General features: G+C 70.4%; 18 protein-coding genes. 8 read left to right on the forward strand and 10 right to left on the reverse strand.

Annotated features, from left to right (window positions below; all coding sequences use genetic code 11):
* Nucleotides 1-14 precede the first annotated feature (14 nt).
* Complete coding sequence (locus AC4PMY_RS05170) at nucleotides 15-674, forward strand: fasciclin domain-containing protein (protein WP_064294247.1); 660 nt, start codon at nucleotides 15-17, stop codon at nucleotides 672-674.
* Nucleotides 675-800: 126 nt separating this feature from the next.
* On the opposite strand, the gene AC4PMY_RS05175 is transcribed toward AC4PMY_RS05170, so the two are convergent.
* From AC4PMY_RS05175 to AC4PMY_RS05195, 5 genes are all read right to left on the reverse strand, one after another.
* Nucleotides 801-1,460 carry a copper resistance CopC family protein gene (locus AC4PMY_RS05175; RefSeq protein WP_491622143.1) on the reverse strand — a complete coding sequence of 220 codons (660 nt, stop codon included), beginning with the start codon at nucleotides 1,458-1,460 and terminating at the stop codon, nucleotides 801-803.
* Nucleotides 1,460-2,227, reverse strand: coding sequence for a YcnI family copper-binding membrane protein (locus AC4PMY_RS05180; protein WP_064294245.1), 768 nt, complete (start codon nucleotides 2,225-2,227; stop codon nucleotides 1,460-1,462). Before AC4PMY_RS05180 ends, AC4PMY_RS05175 begins: the two co-directional genes overlap by 1 nt.
* 142 nt (nucleotides 2,228-2,369) lie before the next feature.
* Nucleotides 2,370-2,984: a hypothetical protein gene (locus tag AC4PMY_RS05185; protein WP_491622144.1), complete on the reverse strand. Its 615-nt coding sequence runs from the start codon at nucleotides 2,982-2,984 to the stop codon at nucleotides 2,370-2,372.
* Nucleotides 2,985-3,106: 122 nt separating this feature from the next.
* Nucleotides 3,107-3,535 carry a DUF3592 domain-containing protein gene (locus tag AC4PMY_RS05190; RefSeq protein WP_139205341.1) on the reverse strand — a complete coding sequence of 143 codons (429 nt, stop codon included), beginning with the start codon at nucleotides 3,533-3,535 and terminating at the stop codon, nucleotides 3,107-3,109.
* Nucleotides 3,536-3,582: 47 nt separating this feature from the next.
* Nucleotides 3,583-4,701 (reverse strand): AI-2E family transporter, encoded by a 1,119-nt coding sequence (locus tag AC4PMY_RS05195; RefSeq protein WP_071259781.1) that lies wholly within the window; start codon nucleotides 4,699-4,701, stop codon nucleotides 3,583-3,585.
* A gap of 118 nt (nucleotides 4,702-4,819) precedes the next feature.
* Between AC4PMY_RS05195 and AC4PMY_RS05200 the strand changes: the two genes are divergently transcribed.
* The 4 genes from AC4PMY_RS05200 to AC4PMY_RS05215 all read left to right on the forward strand — a co-directional run bounded on the left by AC4PMY_RS05200 (nucleotide 4,820) and on the right by AC4PMY_RS05215 (nucleotide 9,034).
* Complete coding sequence (locus AC4PMY_RS05200; RefSeq protein WP_064294241.1) at nucleotides 4,820-5,770, forward strand: pirin family protein; 951 nt, start codon at nucleotides 4,820-4,822, stop codon at nucleotides 5,768-5,770.
* Between the two features lie 112 nt (nucleotides 5,771-5,882).
* A complete protein-coding gene (locus AC4PMY_RS05205; protein ID WP_064294240.1) occupies nucleotides 5,883-6,464 on the forward strand; it encodes an ECF transporter S component in 582 nt (193 codons plus the stop codon).
* A complete protein-coding gene (locus tag AC4PMY_RS05210) occupies nucleotides 6,465-8,213 on the forward strand; it encodes an ABC transporter ATP-binding protein (RefSeq protein ID WP_491622145.1) in 1,749 nt (582 codons plus the stop codon).
* The gene (locus AC4PMY_RS05215; protein WP_064294238.1) at nucleotides 8,210-9,034 is read left to right on the forward strand and encodes an energy-coupling factor transporter transmembrane component T; all 825 of its coding nucleotides are present in this window, start codon (nucleotides 8,210-8,212) and stop codon (nucleotides 9,032-9,034) included. The genes AC4PMY_RS05210 and AC4PMY_RS05215 overlap by 4 nt, the downstream gene beginning before the upstream one ends.
* Before the next feature lie 52 nt (nucleotides 9,035-9,086).
* Here the strand turns inward: AC4PMY_RS05215 and AC4PMY_RS05220 are convergent, their stop codons facing one another.
* Nucleotides 9,087-9,272, reverse strand: coding sequence for a hypothetical protein (locus AC4PMY_RS05220; protein WP_064294237.1), 186 nt, complete (start codon nucleotides 9,270-9,272; stop codon nucleotides 9,087-9,089).
* Complete coding sequence (locus tag AC4PMY_RS05225; RefSeq protein WP_139205342.1) at nucleotides 9,269-9,676, reverse strand: hypothetical protein; 408 nt, start codon at nucleotides 9,674-9,676, stop codon at nucleotides 9,269-9,271. The genes AC4PMY_RS05220 and AC4PMY_RS05225 overlap by 4 nt, the downstream gene beginning before the upstream one ends.
* A 152-nt stretch (nucleotides 9,677-9,828) precedes the next feature.
* Between AC4PMY_RS05225 and AC4PMY_RS05230 the strand changes: the two genes are divergently transcribed.
* On the forward strand, nucleotides 9,829-10,920 hold the full coding sequence (locus AC4PMY_RS05230) for an Rv2578c family radical SAM protein (RefSeq protein WP_082915890.1): 1,092 nt from the start codon (nucleotides 9,829-9,831) through the stop codon (nucleotides 10,918-10,920).
* 69 nt (nucleotides 10,921-10,989) lie between these two features.
* Here the strand turns inward: AC4PMY_RS05230 and AC4PMY_RS05235 are convergent, their stop codons facing one another.
* Nucleotides 10,990-11,412, reverse strand: a complete 423-nt coding sequence (locus AC4PMY_RS05235; protein ID WP_064294236.1) for a GNAT family acetyltransferase — start codon at nucleotides 11,410-11,412, stop codon at nucleotides 10,990-10,992.
* 67 nt (nucleotides 11,413-11,479) lie between these two features.
* On the opposite strand from AC4PMY_RS05235, the gene AC4PMY_RS05240 reads away from it, so the two are divergent.
* Nucleotides 11,480-12,997 (forward strand): carboxylesterase/lipase family protein, encoded by a 1,518-nt coding sequence (locus AC4PMY_RS05240; protein WP_491622146.1) that lies wholly within the window; start codon nucleotides 11,480-11,482, stop codon nucleotides 12,995-12,997.
* A gap of 56 nt (nucleotides 12,998-13,053) precedes the next feature.
* Here AC4PMY_RS05240 and AC4PMY_RS05245 read toward each other — a convergent pair whose 3' ends face one another.
* Nucleotides 13,054-15,345, reverse strand: a complete 2,292-nt coding sequence (locus AC4PMY_RS05245; protein ID WP_491622147.1) for a DEAD/DEAH box helicase — start codon at nucleotides 15,343-15,345, stop codon at nucleotides 13,054-13,056.
* Between the two features lie 244 nt (nucleotides 15,346-15,589).
* Between AC4PMY_RS05245 and AC4PMY_RS05250 the strand changes: the two genes are divergently transcribed.
* Nucleotides 15,590-17,452, forward strand: coding sequence for a glycoside hydrolase family 15 protein (locus AC4PMY_RS05250; RefSeq protein WP_491622679.1), 1,863 nt, complete (start codon nucleotides 15,590-15,592; stop codon nucleotides 17,450-17,452).
* A gap of 54 nt (nucleotides 17,453-17,506) precedes the next feature.
* On the opposite strand, the gene AC4PMY_RS05255 is transcribed toward AC4PMY_RS05250, so the two are convergent.
* A complete protein-coding gene (locus tag AC4PMY_RS05255) occupies nucleotides 17,507-17,992 on the reverse strand; it encodes an NUDIX hydrolase (RefSeq protein WP_071262396.1) in 486 nt (161 codons plus the stop codon).
* Nucleotides 17,993-18,057 lie beyond the last annotated feature (65 nt).

Raw genomic sequence — 18,057 nt, forward strand, 5'->3', positions numbered from 1 at the left:
CAAAGGAGAATCACATGCGTACCATCAAGCGAAACCACATGGCAGTGCTCGCACTCGCCGCCGTCGCGACCTTCGGCCTCGCCGCCTGTTCCAGCGGCTCCAGCTCCGACAGCGGTTCGTCGATGGAGCCGAGCTCCGCTCCCTCCGAGTCGAGCATGACCTCCGACCCCGCAGCGGACCTCGTCGGCTCGGGCTGCGCCGCCTACGCCGAGGCTGTCCCGGACGGTGCAGGCTCCGTCGCCGGCATGTCGGCCGACCCCGTCGCCGTCGCCGCGTCGAACAACCCGCTCCTCACCACGCTGACCGCTGCGGTCTCCGGCCAGCTGAACCCCGACGTCAACCTCGTCGACACGCTGAACGGCTCCGAGTTCACCGTCTTCGCACCGGTCGACGACGCGTTCAAGAAGATCGACGCCGCCACGATCGACAGCCTCAAGACGCCTGAGGGTGCCGCGACGCTGACCTCGATCCTCACGTACCACGTGATCCCCGGCCAGATCGCTCCGTCCGACATCGACGGTGAGCAGACCACCGTCGAGGGTGGAACCGTCAAGGTCGAGGGCTCGGGTGACAACATCACCGTCAACGGTGCCAAGGTCATCTGCGGTGGCGTCAAGACCGCCAACGCGACCGTGTACCTCATCGACTCGGTGCTGATGCCGCCGGCAAAGTAGCCGACCGCGGGTTCACCCGCACGCTACACCGGTAACAGCGACAGCCCCGTCATCCTCTCGAGGATGGCGGGGCTGTTCCGTTGTGATCGGGACCCTTCGACAAGCTCAGAGTCCGGGGGGTACGGCTCAGGGCGCGGAGGTGTCCGTGCCCTGGTCGTCCGAGACGGGCTCCGGCTTCCGCCGGGTCACGAGGAGCACGCCGATGCCGGCGATCAGGACGACGCCGATCGCGCCGACGATCCACCACACATCGCCGCTCAAGCCGCCGTCGGATGACGACTGCGGCTCGACACCGCCCGCCTCCGACGAGGGCTCGACCGTGGAGGCACCGCTCGTCGCGCACGCGGGCTTCGCGTTCCCCGCCGCGAGTTCCTGGCCCTCGGCCGGCGCCCACTCGAAGGTGTAGCTGCCCGACAGCGGGTGGCCGTCGGTCGAGACCAGCTGCCAGACGACGGTGTACTCGCCGGCCTGCCCGAGCTGCAGCGGCATGACGAGCGCCGGGCCGTTCACGGCTGCGCAGGCGGTGCCGTAATACAGCCGCTCGTCACCGGGACCGGTCACCTGGATCTGGTTGGACTGGCCGGCTTCCCCGAGGTCGAGCAGGTTGTCGTTCGTCGTGATGACGAGCTGCTCCGGCTGCTCCGTGATCGTCGACCCCTCGGCCGGCGTCATCGAGATGATGCTGTTGTGCGCTGAGGCCGGCTGGGCCACGGCGAGCACCGCTGCGACCGCGAGGAACGCGGTCGCAGCGGTGCCGACGAGACGGCGACGACGGGAGACCGTCATCAGGCCTGGCGCTTCGCGTCGGACGCTGCGCGGCGTGCGGAGGCAGCGATGACGATGCCGGCGGCACCGACGACGAGACCGGCGATGCCGAGCACGCGGCCCAGCACGTCGGTGCTGCCGGCGTCGGTCGCGGCGGCGGCCTCGGTGTGGTCGCCGTCACCGTCGTCGTCCGTGGCGGCGCCACCGTGGTGGTCGCCGGCCTCGGCAGCGGTCACGACGACGACCGGCGCCGGCGACTCGAGGTCGTCCTCGGTCTGACCGTCCTTCGCGACGTCGGTCCAGTCGGTCTGGCCGACCTCGCAGGTCTGCGTCACCGGGAAGACGAGCGTCTTGCCCTCGGCGTCGGCCGGCAGCTGGACCTGGAAGGAGACGGTGTCGCGGTAGCCGTCGGCGAGCGGCGTCTTGGCCGTGTAGACGACCGTGCCGACACGCTCGGCGAGCTGCTCACCGTGGCTGTCGGTGATGGGCTTCGCGAGCGGAGCCATCTGCTTGTCGATGGTCCAGTTCGGGTTGACCGTCGGCGTCACGGCGTTGATCTCCTCGGGGATCTCGAAGGAGAGACTCGTCGTGGGCGAGCCGTCGCAGCCGTGACCGACGGCGAAGCTCAGCACCGTGTAGGAGCCGGCGGCCGTGGAGGTCGGCGTGACGCTGACGTGGGCGCTGGCGGCCAGCGGTGCGCCGACCGCGAGGAGCGCTCCGGCGCCGATGGCGACGGCACCGAGTACGGCGGGCTTGCGGAAGGTGGGGCGGGGGGTGGTTGCGTTCATGATCGTCCTGTCGACTGATCCGCACGGCGTCGAACGTGCGGAATGGGGATGGTCGCGCCGGATGGCGCGCCGAAGGGTGCTGCTGCGCTGGGCCGACCCGGCCACGCACGGCACCCGTCCCGGTCGGAGGGTGATGCGTCGGTCAGGCGGCGGCGAGCGCCGGCGGACCGCGGTGTCGCAGGTGGAGCAGGACCACCCCGAGGTTGCGGGGGCGACGGTTGACCCGGACCCAGCGCACCCGACGGGGCGCGGGGACGAGGTGGGTCGGTGCTGCACGGCGGGCGAGGATCCGGACGGTCAGCGCGGCGAGCGCGGCGAGCGTCGCGCGTTCGGCGAACAGGATGGCGGCGATGGTCGCGACGGCCGCGACGAGGTGCGCCGCCCACATCGTGGTGTCGCCGTGGGAGTGTGCCGTGGTGACGCCGCCGGTCGCGAGTTCGACGACCCCGTGCCGGTGCCAGTCGGCGGGGCCGGTCGCGCCGCCGGAGGCGACCGTGGCACTGACGGTGCTCGGGACGAGGGTGAAGAGCGCGTGGTAGCCGAGCTGGCTCACGAGCACGGAGGCGACGACCCCGAGTGCGGAGATGCGGCGGCCGGCGAGGAGGACACAGACCAGGACGGCGAAGGTCCCACCGACCAGGAGCACGAACGCGGACGGCGCGGCGGCCCCACCGATCGTGTGCGAGAGGGCGGCGGCGAAGGTGGCGAACGCGGCTGCGGCGGTGCCGCGGGCGACACGGGCCCACCGTTCCGTCATGCGCTGCCTCCGGGAGAACGAGCGGACCAGGTGTCGACGCTCGTGCTCACAGCCTACCCGAGCGCCGCCCTTCGACAGGCTCAGGGACCGGGGAGCAGGTACTCAGGGACCGGAGAGAGTGCTCAGGCCCCGGTGTCGGCGACGAACAGCAGCACGATCGAGGCGATGGAGCAGACGACGCCGATGCCGAAGGTCACGCCGAAGAGCAGTCGGAGCGCTCTCGTGTGATCGGCCGTCCGGCGGAAGCGTGCGCGCGACGGTTCCCGGCGGGCGTAGAAGACGTTCGGCTCCTCGGGGTCGCGGAGGGCGTCGATCTCCGCGTCCGTGACGGGTCGTGAGTACAGCTCGGCCGACTCGGTCATCCAGCGGACCTCGCGCCCCTGCCCGCCGTCCGCGTCGTCCGGCAGGTCCACGATGACCCCGTGCGTCTCCACCCAGCTGCCGTCCGCGGCCCGCGCGATGAGCATGACGATCAGCACGACGACGGCGCTGCCGAAGCCGATCCAGGTGAAGACCTCGAGGACGAGGCCGAGGAGATCGTGGGGGTCCACGATCACATGCTATCCGGCGGGCGGACCCACGACCCGGACGACCTCCCTCAGACGGACTCGGGTCGCTTCTGTCGCATGGGCTCGGCCGGCTGGTCGGGACCGTTCCAGACGCCGATGATGCCCCACGCGACCGCGGCGATCGGCACGGCGAGGACCGCGCCGACGATGCCGCCGAGGATGGTGCCGGCCGTCAGGGCGAGGAGGACGACGAGGGCGTGCAGTTTGAGCGAGCGGGCCATGACGACGGGCTGGAGGAAGTTGCCCTCGAGCTGGTTCACGAGCACGACGATGCCGACGACGATGAGGGCGGCGACCGGACCGTTGGCGACGAGCGCGACGAGGGCCGCGAGGATGCCCGCGGCGGTCGCACCGACGATCGGGATGAAGGCGGTCAGGAACACGATGACGCTGAGCGGGAGGGCGAGGGGGACCCCGATGATCGCGAGGCCGATACCGATACCGATCGCGTCGACGGCCGCGATGGTCGCCGTGCCGCGCACGTACCCGCCGAGGGTGTCCACCGTCTTACCGCCGATGCGCTTGGCACGGTCGTATGCGGTTCCGGTGAAGGGGCGGAGCAGGAACTCCCACAGCCGCGGCCCGTCCTTGAGGAAGAAGAACAGGACGACGACCATGAGCACCAGGCCGGTGAGGAAGCTCGCCGTCGCGGAGACACCGGCGAGCGCCCCGCTGCCGAACTGACTCGAGGTGAGGAAGTCGACCGCGGTCTGCTTGGCGTCCTCGATCTGCTTCTCGTCGATGTCGAACGGCAGGGTGCCGAGCCAGTCCTGCAGCTGACCGAAGCCCTTCGAGGCGGAGTCGACGAGGTCGTCCCACTGGCTGCGCACGGCCCAGACGATGAGCCACCCGATGCCGCCGAGGACGACGAGGATCGAGACGAGGGCGATCCAGGTGGCGAGGATCGACGGGAGCCCCTTCGACCGCATCCACCGCATGAGCGGGTAGATCGCCGAGGCGAGGATGAGTGCGATGACGACGGGGATCATCACGAGCGAGAGCTGGGTCAGCGCGAAGACGATCAGCGCGGCGACCGCGACGATGGCGAGCGTCTGGACACTCCGGGTCGCGAGCGTGCCGATGCGGTCGTGCCAGAGGCCGCGGGCGAGCGGCTCCGGTGCGTCCTCATGCTTGTCGAACAGGCCCATGGGATCCCCAATCTCGGCAGCGGCGGAGCCGGACGGGCCCCGCGCCCAGTCAACCACGTCGGTGCGGGCCGAAGTCAGGCCGAGCGGGAGTAGCGTTGTCCGTGATAAGGAGGCGCTCATGACGAGACTCGACGCCGACCCGGTCCCCAGCGTCTGCCACGCACCTGACGGATCCGGGACGAGGCTCCTCGAGGCCCGCGAGGTCCCCCTGGGCGGCGTCCGCGGCCTGAGCGTCCACCGCACCCTCCCGCAGCGCGAGCTGCCGATGATCGGCGCCTGGTGTTTCCTCGACCGCTTCGACGAGGACCGCTCGCTGATGCGCGTCCTGCCCCATCCGCACACCGGCCTGCAGACCGTGACGTGGCCACTGGTCGGCGACATCCGCCACCGCGACAGCGTGGGTAGCGACGTGGTCGTCCGCCCGGGCGAGCTGAACCTCATGACGAGCGGCCGCGGCGTGTCGCACTCCGAGTTCTCGGTGGGCGAGGAGGCGGCCGCCATGCACGGCCTCCAGCTGTGGGTGGCGCTCCCGGAGGCAGCCGCCTCGGTGCCGGCGGCGTTCGAGCAGCACACGGACCTGCCCGTCCACCGCGCTCCGGGACTGGAGGCGACCGTCCTCGTCGGCACGCTCGGCGGGGCGACGTCGACCGCGACCGTCCACTCGCCCCTGCTCGGTGCCGACGTGACGCTCGAGGCCGACACCGTCGTCGAGGTGCCGGTGGATCCGGCCTTCGAGCACGGCGTCCTCGTGCTCGACGGGGTGCTCGAGGTCGGCGGCGTCGAACTCGACTCGGGCCCGTTGCTCTACCTGGCGCCCGGGTGCGATCGCCTCGAGTTCCGGAGCGCGACCGGTGCCCGCTTCGTGCTCCTCGGAGGGACGCCGTTCCCGGAGGAACTGGTCATGTGGTGGAACTTCGTCGGTCGCACTCACGAGGACATCGCGTCCGCCCGGGAGGACTGGGAGGCGGGGTCGCCGCGCTTCGGGTCGGTCGCCGGCCACGGCACGGAACGCATCCCGGCGCCGCCCTTGCCGAACGTCCGACTGACCCCGCGCCGACGCTCGATCTGATCGCCCGGATCGGGTGCTCGGGCCCCGTTCCGAGCGGTTTCCGTCGGCGTCTCCATGGGCCGATAAAGGATAGGCTGTCCTCAGGAGATCGGCTGCTCGTGAAGGTGGGCTCATGCAACGTCTGAGTACGCGACTGCTGCTGACCTGCGCCGCCATCGGCGTCGGGGGCGGCCTCGTCTTCGTCGTCTCCGGGTACGTCGGCGGCACGATCTCCGCGACCGCACCCGTGCTCTACGGCCTCATCATCGGCGTGTACTTCCTGCCGGGCGTCGTCGCGCAGGCGCTCCTCCGACGTGGTGGCGTGGCCCTCATGACCGGGCTGACCGCAGGCCTCGTCTCGGCGGCGTTCAGCCCGCAGTGGTTCTTCCGCTACTTCGGCACCGGCCTCGCGATCGGGCTCCTGCAGGAGATCCCCTTCGCCGTGTCGCGCTACCGCGTCTGGAAGGCCTGGGTCTTCTACCTGGCTGCGGGCATCGCGGGACTCGTCTTCGGCGGCTCCGTGCTCGTCGTCCTCGGGATCGAGCACTTCGCGCCCCTCGCCCAGACGGTCTACATCGCGCTCTTCGTCCTGAGCCCGATCGCCTTCACCGCGCTCGGGCGGGCGGTCGCAGCGGCCCTCGCGAGAGCCGGTGTGGGGCGGTCCATCGCGAAACCCCTGCAGCGCGACCGCGGCTCGGCCGGCACGCGGGCCTGAGTGGACCCCGCACCGCCGACGCACCCCGCCACCGTCGTCCGGCGGGTGCGCATCCGTCACGACGAGCGCGAGGAGTGGACCCCGGACGACGTGTCGTTCCAGGTCGCACCCGGTGAGGTGGTCCTCCTGCTCGGGCCGAGCGGCTCGGGGAAGTCGACGCTCGCCCTGGCCCTCAACGGCCTCGTCCCCCACGCCGTACCGGCCGAGTTCGAGGGTGCTGTGATCACCGGCGGGCTCGACACGGCCACCTCGACGGTCGCGCAGCTGAGCGAGCACGTGGCGATGGTGTTCCAGGACCCCGATGCGCAGATCGTCACCGGAACGGTCCTCGACGAGGTGTGCTTCGGCCCGGAGAACCTCCTGCTCCCCGTCGAGGAGGTGCTGTCCCGCGCCGAACGTGCGCTCCGGCAAGTCGGGCTCTGGGAGCGTCGGACCGAGAACCCCGACCGCCTCTCCGGCGGAGGCCGACAGCGACTGGCGATCGCCTGCGCCCTGGCCATGGGCAGCGACCTCCTCGTCCTCGACGAGCCGACGGCGAACCTCGATCCGGCCGGGATCGAGGAGGTCTACGCCGCCCTCCGTTCACTCGTCTCCGGACCGGGCGGCGCCGGGAAGCGGCACGCGATCCTGCTCGTCGAGCACAACCTCGACGCCGCCATCGACCTCGTCGACCGGGTCGTCGTCCTCGATCGTGACGGTCGGCTCGCCTTCGACGGTCCGACCCGCGAGGTCCTGCTCGGACACCTCGACGAGCTCCTCGCCATGGGCGTCTGGCTCCCCGTCGCGACGCTCGCCGCGCTGCGTCTGCGGTCGGCCGGTGTCACGTTGCCGGACCTCCCCCTGACACCCGCCGAGCTGACGGCCGCACTCGATGCGACCGCACTGCCGGCGCCGCCGACGGCACCCGTCGCCTCGATCACCGCCGAGCGGTCGGTCGCGGTCCGCGTCGACCGCCTCAGCGTCGAACGCGGTCGGGGCCGCCGGCGCACCCCGATCCTCCACGAGGTGAGCCTCGAGGTCGCCGCGGGCGACTTCCTGGCCGTGATCGGGACGAACGGCGCCGGCAAGACGACGCTGCTCCAGGCGATCGCCGGCGTGGTCCGACCTCCCCGCGGGCGCATCGACGTGGGCGGGATCGACCCGGGGCGCAGCGAGGTCCGGACGATCGCGGCACACATCGGCTTCGTTTTCCAGAACCCCGAGCACCAGTTCATCGCCCACACCGTCCACGACGAACTCGCGCACGGCCTGCGGATCCGGGGCGTCGACGACACCGGGATCGAACGGCGCGTCGACGACCTGCTGCGGCGGTTCGGCCTGGAGTCCGCACGCGACGTGCACCCGTTCCTCCTCTCCGGTGGTCAGAAGCGTCGACTGTCCGTCGGGAGCGCCCTCATCGCCGGAGCTCCGGTGCTCGCGCTCGACGAACCGACCTTCGGTCAGGACCGGGCGCGGGCGAACGAGCTCCTGGACCTCCTCGCCGGCCTCAACGCGCAGGGCACCACGGTCCTCGTCGTGACCCACGACCTCCAGCTCGTCGCCGATCACGCGAGTCACGTCGCGGTCATGGCCGACGGCCGCCTGCTCGCCCACGACACGACCGCCGCGATCCTCGGCGACGACGAGCTCCTGCGCCGCGCGGGGCTCCGGCCACCACCGCTCGCCCAGGCGATGCGCTCGCTGGCGAACCACCCCGACTGGCGGCACCTGTCGAGACTCGACGACCTGCCCGGGGCGGCCGCCCGATGAGCGCCACGACGATCGACCCGTACGCCTCGGGCACGGCACCGGCCGGTCGATTCCTGTACCGGTTGAACCCGCTCGCGAAGCTCGGCGCTCCGCTCCCGGTGATGATCCTGTTGGCGTTCACGAGGGACCCGGTCACGCCGGCGCTGTTCATCGCCCTCGCGGTCGTCGTCATCCTCGTCGGAGCCAGCCTGACGCGGACGGTCGCCCTCCTGCTCTTCGTGGCGCTGCCGCTCATCGTCGCGATCATGTCGTTCAGCTTCGGCCTGTGGACCGACCCGAGCCGCGTCGACCAGTCCGTCCTGCTGTTCCAGGTCGGCGACTACCGGTTCTTCCTCGGGGCGCTGCTCGTCGGCCTCGCGACGGCCCTGCGGCTCGCGGCCCTCCTCGTCCTCGCCTGCATCGGCGGCCTCACCTCGACCGGCCCGGAGTTCGTCCGCGCGATGATCCAGCAGCTGCACGTGCCCTACCGGATCGGGTACACGGCGCTCGCTGCCTACCGGTTCGTGCCGCGGTTCGGGCACGAGCTGGAGGTTATCCGTTCCGCCCACCGAGTCCGCGGTATGGCCGAGGGTCGCGGACCGATCGCCGCCGTCCGCCGCGCCGCCGGCACCGTCGTGCCGCTGCTGGCCGGTGCCATCCGTCACGCGGAGCGGGTCGCGCTCGCCATGGACTCCCGCGCCTTCGGTGCTCATCCGCAGCGCACGGAGCGGACCCGCACCCCCTTCCGCACCCGCGACTGGTGCTTCATGGTCGCCTTCTGGCTCGTGAGCGCCGTGCTTGTGTGGTGGAGCCTCGCCGCCGGAGCCCATCGGACCGCTTGATGACGTCGCGCGACGGTGTGTGGCCCCAACGCTGGGACCACACACCGAGAACCTACTTGGCTGAGTCTCCCGGCTTGGAAGGCAGACTGGCCGCGATGATCATGACGGCCATACTGAACGCGATCGCTAATTGACCGGATTGCAGGCCGAGGGGGTCGAGCAGGCCACCCACCACGACGTACGCAGCAAACAGCGCAGACACGAATGCGAGGAAGAAGCGCAGCTGACCGTTGGTCAAGAGGCCAATCCATAGAAGGTCGCTTCGAACGACGCCATGAAGACCGGCCCCATAATCACGCCGAGGGCGGCAACCGCCGTGGCCCTCGTCTGCCACTTCACTTCCTGGTACTGCGTGAGGGATACGCCGGCGTAGTACACCCGTGCACCGGCGGTTCGACCTGCTTGATCGGCGGCCATTCCGGTCGCTAGGACGGCGCCCACGATCGCCAGTACGAGGGGCGCACCATCGGTTTCGATCGTGTCCGTGGAGAGATCGCTCGGCTCGGCTGCAGCGGCGGTCGAAACCGGACCTCCAGACGAAGACTCGCGTTCAGAGGCCGACGCTGGCCCCGTTTGCGCGAGAACGACGGACGCTGCTGTCAGCCCGACCAAGATGATCTTGACAGCAGCTCGAGAGCGCACGGGTCGAGGGTCGGCCTCGGACTGGATAGATAGATGAACAGCCATTGTTCACACCTTTCTCTATGTGTCTGGAACACTAAAACTTCAAACTCTGACGGTCAATGACAGATGCCAAATGGCCGCCTCAATCGAATGTATGTTCTAATGGAGGCATGCGGTGGAGCGGACAGGAACTCGGGGTTGAGGCGACGTCGGCGCTGCCGGGCCTCGCGAAGCTGAACAACCTCGTGCGCAGCGTCCAGACGCCGGAGTTCGCCGGGATCACCTTCCACGAGGTGCTCGCGAAGTCCGCGCTCAACCGCGTGCCCGGTCAGTCCGTGATGCCCTTCGGGTGGACCATCAACCCCTATCGGGGCTGCTCCCATGCCTGCGTGTACTGCTTCGCCCGACCGACGCATTCGTATCTGGACCTCGACGCCGGGAAGGATTTCGACTCGCAGCTCATCGTCAAGGTGAACGTCGCCGAGGTCCTCGAGAAGGAGCTCGCGAAGGCGAGCTGGGGCAGGCACCCGGTGGCGCTCGGCACGAACACCGACCCGTATCAGCGCGCCGAGGGCAAGTACCGGCTCATGCCGGGGATCATCAACGCCCTCGCCGACTCGGGGACCCCGTTCTCGGTCCTGACGAAGGGCACCCTGCTCCGGCGAGACCTGCCCCTTCTGGCCGAGGTCGCTCAGCGCGTACCCGTCGACCTCGCCATGTCGATCGCCATCTACGACGACGAGCTCCAGCAATCGATCGAACCCGGAACCCCGACCGCGGCGGCCAGACTCGCGACCGTCCGCGCTGCTGCCGACCTCGGCTTCGACGTCGGGGTCTTCATGATGCCGATCCTCCCCTACCTGACCGACACCGTCGACCACCTCGACCTCGCCCTGTCGCGCATCCGCGAGGCCGGCGCGAGCACCGTCCTCTTCTCGACCCTGTACCTGAAAGCCGGCGTCAAACCCTGGTTCATGCAGTGGCTGTCGCGGGAGCACCCCGAGCTCGTCGACCGCTACACCTCGATGTACGCCGACGGCACCTACGCCCCGAAGGAGTACCGGAAGTGGCTCGCCGCGCGCATCCGCCCGATGATCCGCGAGCACGGGCTCGAGCGCGGCACCGAAGACCCCGCTACCGGAGGTGTCCGCTCGTCGGCGCTCGGCATGTTGCGCGACGGGTACGGCGAGCGGGCCGAGCTGCGCAAGCGCGCCCCGGAGTTCGTCACGACCGGCCTGCAGGTCCAGCCGACCCTCTTCTGACCCCGCTCGTTCGCCCATTCTCGGGCGAACGAGGACTCCCTCGCCCAAGAATGGGCGAACGAACCGGCGTCAGGCGTCGGGGATGAGGCGCTTGCTGAGGAGCGCGACCTCGTCGGTGCCGTACCCGAGCGCCTCGTAGAAGCCGATCACCCGGTCGTTGCCCGTCCTGACCATGAGGTTGACCTTCGGGCACCCGAGTTCGGTGAGCAGGCGTTCGGCCTCGGTCATGAGCTGCCGTCCGAGCCCGCCGCCCTGCTGGGCCGGCGACACCGCCAGGTAGTGCACCCAACCGCGGTGGCCGTCGTACCCCACCATCGCGGTGCCGACGAGGGCGCCGTCGGCATCCGCCGCGACGAGGAACAGCTCGGGCTGCGTCGTCGACTTGCGCTCGATGTCCTTCGCCGGGTCGTTCCACGGTCGGGTGAGCCCGACGGTGTGCCAGAGGGCGATGACGGCCTCGGTGTCGGACGGCGTGAAGGGACGGATCTGCATCAGCCCAGTCTTCCGCACACGCGGCGTCGATACAGTTGGTCACCCGAGCATCGACGAACGGACCCGTATGAGCATCGACCCTGGCCTGGAACCGACCGGCGAACCGATCCCGGCGCCTGACGGATCGACACCGGTCACCATCGCCACCGGCAGCGGCCCGATCACCGGGCTCACCGAAGCCGGTGTCTCCCGATTCCTCGGTATCCCATACGCGGCAGCTCCGTTCGGTGACGACCGCTTCCGACTCCCCCAGCCGGTCGTCCCCTGGGAGGACCCCCGCGATGCGACCCGTCCCGGTGCGACCGCCCCGCAGCCGCCCTACGCCGGCGCGGTCGGCGAGCTGCTCGCCACCGTGACGGTGCCGGGCAATGAGATCCTGAACCTCAACATCTGGACCCCGGCCGAGCGGTCCGACACCCCGCTCCCGGTCATGGTGTGGATCCACGGCGGCTCGCTCGTACACGGCTCCAACGCACTCGACTCGTACGACGGCACCGCGTTCGCGCGCGACGGCGTCGTCCTCGTCTCCGTCAACTACCGCCTCGGGTCCGAGGGGTTCTCGGTGCTCGACGACGTCCCGCTGAACCTCGGTCTCGCCGACCAACTCGCCGCGTTGACGTGGGTGCAGGACGAGATCGCCCGCTTCGGCGGTGACCCCGACAACGTCACCGTCTTCGGAGAGTCCGCGGGCGGAGCCTCGGTAGCGGCACTCCTCGCGCACCCGGACGCCTCGTCCGTGATGCGACGGGCGATCATCCAGAGCGGCCCGCTGCGCTCGGAACCCCGAGAGCGCTCCGGCCGGATCTCGAAGCTCATGGCCAAGGACCTCGGCGTGCCGACCACCAGGGCAGGCTTCCGCCGTGTGCCGCCCGAGGGACTCGTCGGGGCCCAGGAACGGGTGATGGGCGGAGGCAACCCGCTGACCGGCGGTCCGGGGTTCTCGATCACGACGTCGTCACCACTCGCGCCGCTGAGTCCGCTGGACGCCCTGGTGTCGGGCGGCTCCGCCGACATCCCCGTGCTCATCGGGACGACGACGGAGGAGCACCGCCTGTTCCTCGTCCCGACCGGTATCTCCCGGCGGATCACCCGTCTCCAGCTGTTCGCGGCGCGACTGCGCTTCGGGGTCAGTGCCTCGGCCGTGCGCACCTTCCGCCGCAACCGTCCGAAAGCGAGGTCCGGGGAGATCCTCGGGGCGATCGCGACCGACATCCTGCTCCGCGTACCGCTCAATCAACTCGCGGACGCACGCGCCGACAACGGCTCGGACACCTGGGTGTACGAGTTCGCCTGGCGGAGCCCGGTCGGCGGGGACGGCGAAGGTGAGCTCGGTGCGGCCCACGCGATGGAGATCGGCTTCGTCTTCGACCACCTCGACTCCCCGGAGGCCGTCCGGATGGCTGGACGCTCGGCCCCGCAGTCGCTCGCGACCGCGATGCACGACGCCTGGGTCGCGTTCGCGAAGGCAGGCGACCCGGGCTGGCAGCGCTGGGACGCCACCCGCCCGGTCCGGACCTTCGACGGGGTCGACGACGCCGTCGTCCTCGCCCCGCGCGACGACGAGCGGGCGGCCCTCACCCGCTGACACGCGAGAACGCCCGCCGAGCGTGAGTTCGGCGGGCGTTCCTGATGCGGTGCGGACTACGCGGTGGCGATGTCCTCGACGAGCTGGTCGCCGGGGGCGGCGTCGTCGAACGCGGCCTCGATCTCAGCGCGGTCGAGCAGTTCGGTCATCCGGCGGCGACGGGCCTTGGGGATGATCGTGACGACGCGACCGATCTTGCCGGCACGACCGGTGCGGCCGGCACGGTGCAGGTACGTCTTGTACTCGTCCGGGGCGTCGGCCTGCACGACGAGCGTGATGTCGTCGACGTGGATGCCACGGGCGGCGACGTCGGTGGCGACGAGCACGTTGACCCGACCCGAGGTGAGCTTCTCCAGGTTGCGCGTGCGGCGAGCCTGGTTGAGGTCGCCGTGGAGCGAGACGGCGGGGATGCCCGCCATGCCGAGCTGCTCCGCGAGACGCTCGGCGTACGCCCGGGTGCGGGCGAACACGAGGGTCTTCTCGGTGCGGTTGACGAGCTCCTCGATGAGGCGGTCCTTGCCCTTGTGCTCGACCACCAGCACGCGGTGGTCGATGGTGGAGGACGCCTGGTCCTCACCGGCGACCTCGTGCACCGACGGGTTCGGGAGGAACTCGTTGACGAGGGCGGCGACACCCTTGTCGAGGGTGGCGGAGAAGAGGAGCTTCTGTCCGTCGGGCGCGGTGCGACGCAGGATGCGCTGCACGGGCTCGAGGAAGCCGAGGTCGCACATGTGGTCGGCCTCGTCGAGGACGGTCACGGTGACCTGCGAGAGGTCGAGGCGACCCTGCTCGATGAGGTCCTCGATGCGACCGGGCGTGCCGACGATGATGTCGACGCCGCGCTGCAGTGCGCCGACCTGGCGACCCTGCGGGACACCGCCGTAGATCTGCGTGGTGAAGAGGCCGACGGCGCGCGCGATGGGCTGCACGGTGCGGTCGATCTGCAGGGCGAGCTCACGCGTCGGGGCGAGGATGAGGGCACGGGGCTTGCGACCCGGCTTGCGGTTCTTGCCGCCGCCGTTCTCCATGAGTTTCTCGACGAGCGGGGCACCGAAGGCGATGGTCTTGCCGGAGCCGGTGCGGCCACGGCCGAGCACGTCGCGGCCCGCGATGACGTCCGGGATGGTCGCCGCCTGGATCGGGAACGGGCTGTCGGCGCCGAGCTCGGCGAGCGCACGGACGATGTTGCCGCCGAGGCCGAGGCTCTCGAAGGTCACACCCTCGACGTCGCCGGCCTGGATCGCGTCGGCCTCGAGGCGCTCGAGCACCACGTCGTCCTGGGGCGTGTAGGAGCCGGCGTCGCGCTTCGGGTAGTAGTCGCTGCCACGGCCGGCGTCGGACGCGCCGCGGTCGTCGAACGAGCGCTTCGGGCGGTCGTCGAAGGACCGCTTGGGGCGGTCGTCGTACGAACGCGCCGGACGCTCCTCGAAGGAACGCTTCGGGCGGTCGTCGTACGAACGCGCGGGGCGGTCGGTGCGGTTCGCCTGACGCGGGTCACCCTGTCGAGCCGGGCGGTCCCCGTAGGACGGACGCTCGGTGCGGTCGCCGTAGGAGGGACGCTCCGTGCGCTCACCCCGGTTGTAGGCCGGGCGCTCGGTGCGGTCGCCACCACGGTTGTACGCGGGACGGTCGTTCCGGTCGCCGTACGAGGGACGTTCGGACCGCTCACCACGGTTGTACGCAGGACGCTCGTTCCGGTCACCACCACGGTTGTACGCAGGACGCTCGTTCCGGTCACCACCACGGTTGTACGCCGGACGCTCGTTCCGGTCACCGTACGAGGGACGCTCGGACCGCTCACCACGGTTGTACGCCGGACGCTCGTTCCGGTCACCGTACGAGGGACGCTCAGTCCGCTCGCCACGGTTGAACGCGGGGCGCTCATTGCGGTCACCGTAGGATGGACGCTCGGTCCGCTCGCCGCGGTTGTACGACGGGCGCTCGTTGCGGTCGCCACCACGGTTGTACGCAGGACGCTCATTGCGGTCGCCGCCACGGTTGTACGCAGGACGCTCATTGCGGTCGCCACCACGGTTGTACGCAGGACGCTCGTTGCGGTCGCCACCACGGTTGTACGCGGGGCGCTCGTTGCGGTCACCGCGGGGTGCGCGGTCACCGCGCTCCTCCGACTCGAAGCGGGCGGCGCGCTCGGCGCGCTCGTCGGCGTTCCAGCGGGACTTCTGCGGCGCCCCACCGGTGTCGGGACGGTAGCCGCGGTGGCCTTCGCTCTTGCTGCCGGACTTCGCGCCGGGGCGCGAGCCGAAGGGCCGCTTGTTCTCGCCGTACTTGGACTTGGGGTCGAAGTTCTTGGCCGGGCGTTTGCCGGCGGGGGTGTTGTTCTTGGGCATGGAGAAATGCTTTCCGGGTTATAACTCGTTCGCATGAACAACCTGCATGACTCACACAGCGCCATCCGAAACCTCGGCTGCGCTGCGGCATGCTCATACCCGGGCGATCACTGGCCGGGGCCGTCCACATCATGTGTGTGTTCGCGGAGTTCTCTCCGACGAAACCGGCCCACCAGACTGACATAACCCTCCGCGGTACAAACGCGGTGTCTCGAGCCGACTCACCTACGTTACCCGATCCCTCCTGAGAAGTCACGGAGCATCGCTCCCAGGCACGCGCACGGCGGCGTGGCAGCATGGGTGCATGCCCAGCCCCATCGAGGATTACGCCCTCATCGGTGATTGCCACACCGCCGCGCTCGTCTCGTCGGAAGGCAGCATCGACTGGCTGTGCCTCCCCCGCTTCGACTCGCCGTCGATGTTCGGCGCGCTGCTCGGCACCGAGGACCACGGATGCTGGACGGTCCGGCCCGCCGACGCTCGGGCGACGGCGAGCCGCGCCTACCTCGACGACACCTTCGTCCTCGAAACCGTCTGGACGACCCCCGACGGCCAGGTGCGCGTGACCGACCTCATGCCCCACGGCGACCGCCGGGCGGATGTGGTCCGCCGGGTCGAAGGACTCAGCGGCACCGTCGCGGTCGACGTCGAGGTGCGCCTCCGCTTCGGGTACGCCGACGCGATCCCCTGGGTGCGGCAGCTCCCGGACGGATCCGGGATCGTCGCGGTCGCCGGCCCCGACGCCGTCGTGGTCCGCGGCGTGCACCTGACGGCCTCCGATCACGCCCACTCGGCGACCGTCGAGGTCTCCGCGGGCGACACCGTCGACCTCACCCTCACCTGGTACCCCTCGCACCGCGAGGTGCCGGACCCGGTCGACGTCGGCCCGCGCATCGACCACACGATCGCCTGGTGGCGCGACTGGGCGTCCCGCTGCGATCCCGCCGACGAGTACGAGGACGCGGTCGTGCGGTCGCTGCTCGTCCTCCGCGCCCTCACGCACGAGGACACCGGGGGCATCGTCGCCGCCGCGACCACGAGCCTGCCGGAGTCGTTCGGGGGCGTCCGCAACTGGGACTACCGCTACGTCTGGCTGCGCGACGCCTCGCTGACCCTCGAAGCCCTCATGCAGCACGGCTTCACCGAGGAGGCGCACGACTGGCGCAGGTGGCTCCTCCGGGCGATCGCCGGTGATCCGAACGACCTGCAGATCATGTACGGCCTCGCGGGCGAACGCCACCTCGTGGAGGAGGAGCTCGACAGCCTCCCCGGCTACTTCGGTGCCGCCCCGGTGCGCGTCGGCAACGGCGCCTACACGCAGTACCAGGGCGACGTCTTCGGGTCCGTGATGATCGCCCTCGACGAGGCACGCGCGGTCGGTCTCGCGGACGACGACTTCTCGTGGAGCCTCCAGCGCGCCCTGCTCGGCGTCCTCGAGGAGCACTGGAACCGCCCCGACCGCGGCATCTGGGAGGTACGGGGCGACGAGCAGCACTTCACCCACTCGCGCGCGATGATCTGGGCGGCGCTCGACCGCGGCGTCCGCGCGGTCCGCGAGCACGGCCTGGACGGGCCCGTCGAACGTTGGGAGGCCCTGCGCGAGACCCTTCGCGAGACGATCGAGCGCGAGAACGTCGACCACGCACGCGGGTGCTACGTCCAGCACGCCGGGACGACCGAGGTCGACGCGTCCCTGCTCGTCCTCGCGCAGATCGGCTACGTGGCGCCCGACGACCCGCGCATGCTCGCGACGGTGGCCGCGATCGAGGAGGACCTCCTCCAGGACGGTCTCCTCCTGCGCTACCGCACCACGAGCGGGGTCGACGGTCTGCCGGGCGACGAGCACCCGTTCCTCGCGTGCTCGTTCTGGCTCGTGCAGCAGTACGCGGCCTCGGGCCGACTCGACGACGCCCGCGAGCTGATGGACCGGCTGCTGTCCTTCCGCAACGACCTCGGACTGCTCTCCGAGGAGTACGACGTGCAGCAGGCGCGGCAGGTCGGCAACACCCCGCAGGCGCTCTCGCACCTCACCCTCGTCCGAGCCGCCGACGCCATCGCCGCAGCCACCGCCACCCCCGCCAGCCCGCGAACTGTCACCAACGGCTAGTCCGGGGCCACAGAACCGACCTCAAGTGACAGTTCGCGGGCAGGTGGGGCGACGTCAGCGGGTGAAGCGGGCCTCGCGCTCGTCGGAGGCGGCGAGCGCGATCCGGGTGCGGAAGTTCTGCGAGACCTGCTCGGGCAGGGCGTCGAGCGGGAACCACCGCGCCTCGGAGTTCTCGCCGTCGGCCGGATACGGCTCGCCCGACTCATAGCGGCATCGGAACACGAGGTCGATGTACTGCGTGATGTCGCCGTTGTCGTAGACGTTCTGCGGGAGCACCTGCACCTGGGCGAGACGCTCGGCGACGGCGACGACGGCCGCCTCCTCGAGGACCTCGCGTTCCGCCGCCACCGCGGGTTCCTCGCCCGGGTCGATGATCCCCGTGACCGGTGTCCACGCCCCGTTGTCCTGTCGCCGGACGAGCAGGACCTCGGCCTCGGGGGTCCCGAGACCGCGGAGGACGACCGCGGTCACCCCGGTCAACCAGAGGGGCGCGTGCCCGATCCGCTCGCGGAGGGCCAGTACGAAGTCAGGAGTCGCCATGCCTCGACTCTACGGGGGCTGCGGTGGGACACGAGATCGAAACACGAGTGCGGTCTACTGGGCGT

This window comes from Plantibacter sp. MDV22-iso1 (assembly GCF_058408345.1).

Excerpts from the sequence above, each read along its gene's own strand:
- AC4PMY_RS05195 (WP_071259781.1), bottom strand. The coding sequence starts at position 4,701 with ATGGGCCTGTTCGACAAGCATGAGGACGCACCGGAGCCGCTCGCCCGC.
- AC4PMY_RS05235 (WP_064294236.1), bottom strand. The coding sequence starts at position 11,412 with ATGCAGATCCGTCCCTTCACGCCGTCCGACACCGAGGCCGTCATCGCC.
- AC4PMY_RS05205 (WP_064294240.1), top strand. The coding sequence starts at position 5,883 with ATGCAACGTCTGAGTACGCGACTGCTGCTGACCTGCGCCGCCATCGGC.
- AC4PMY_RS05255 (WP_071262396.1), bottom strand. The coding sequence starts at position 17,992 with ATGGCGACTCCTGACTTCGTACTGGCCCTCCGCGAGCGGATCGGGCAC.
- AC4PMY_RS05175 (WP_491622143.1), bottom strand. The coding sequence starts at position 1,460 with ATGACGGTCTCCCGTCGTCGCCGTCTCGTCGGCACCGCTGCGACCGCG.
- AC4PMY_RS05200 (WP_064294241.1), top strand. The coding sequence starts at position 4,820 with ATGACGAGACTCGACGCCGACCCGGTCCCCAGCGTCTGCCACGCACCT.
- AC4PMY_RS05230 (WP_082915890.1), top strand. The coding sequence starts at position 9,829 with ATGCGGTGGAGCGGACAGGAACTCGGGGTTGAGGCGACGTCGGCGCTG.
- AC4PMY_RS05215 (WP_064294238.1), top strand. The coding sequence starts at position 8,210 with ATGAGCGCCACGACGATCGACCCGTACGCCTCGGGCACGGCACCGGCC.
- AC4PMY_RS05185 (WP_491622144.1), bottom strand. The coding sequence starts at position 2,984 with ATGACGGAACGGTGGGCCCGTGTCGCCCGCGGCACCGCCGCAGCCGCG.
- AC4PMY_RS05170 (WP_064294247.1), top strand. The coding sequence starts at position 15 with ATGCGTACCATCAAGCGAAACCACATGGCAGTGCTCGCACTCGCCGCC.
- AC4PMY_RS05180 (WP_064294245.1), bottom strand. The coding sequence starts at position 2,227 with ATGAACGCAACCACCCCCCGCCCCACCTTCCGCAAGCCCGCCGTACTC.
- AC4PMY_RS05245 (WP_491622147.1), bottom strand. The coding sequence starts at position 15,345 with ATGCCCAAGAACAACACCCCCGCCGGCAAACGCCCGGCCAAGAACTTC.
- AC4PMY_RS05240 (WP_491622146.1), top strand. The coding sequence starts at position 11,480 with ATGAGCATCGACCCTGGCCTGGAACCGACCGGCGAACCGATCCCGGCG.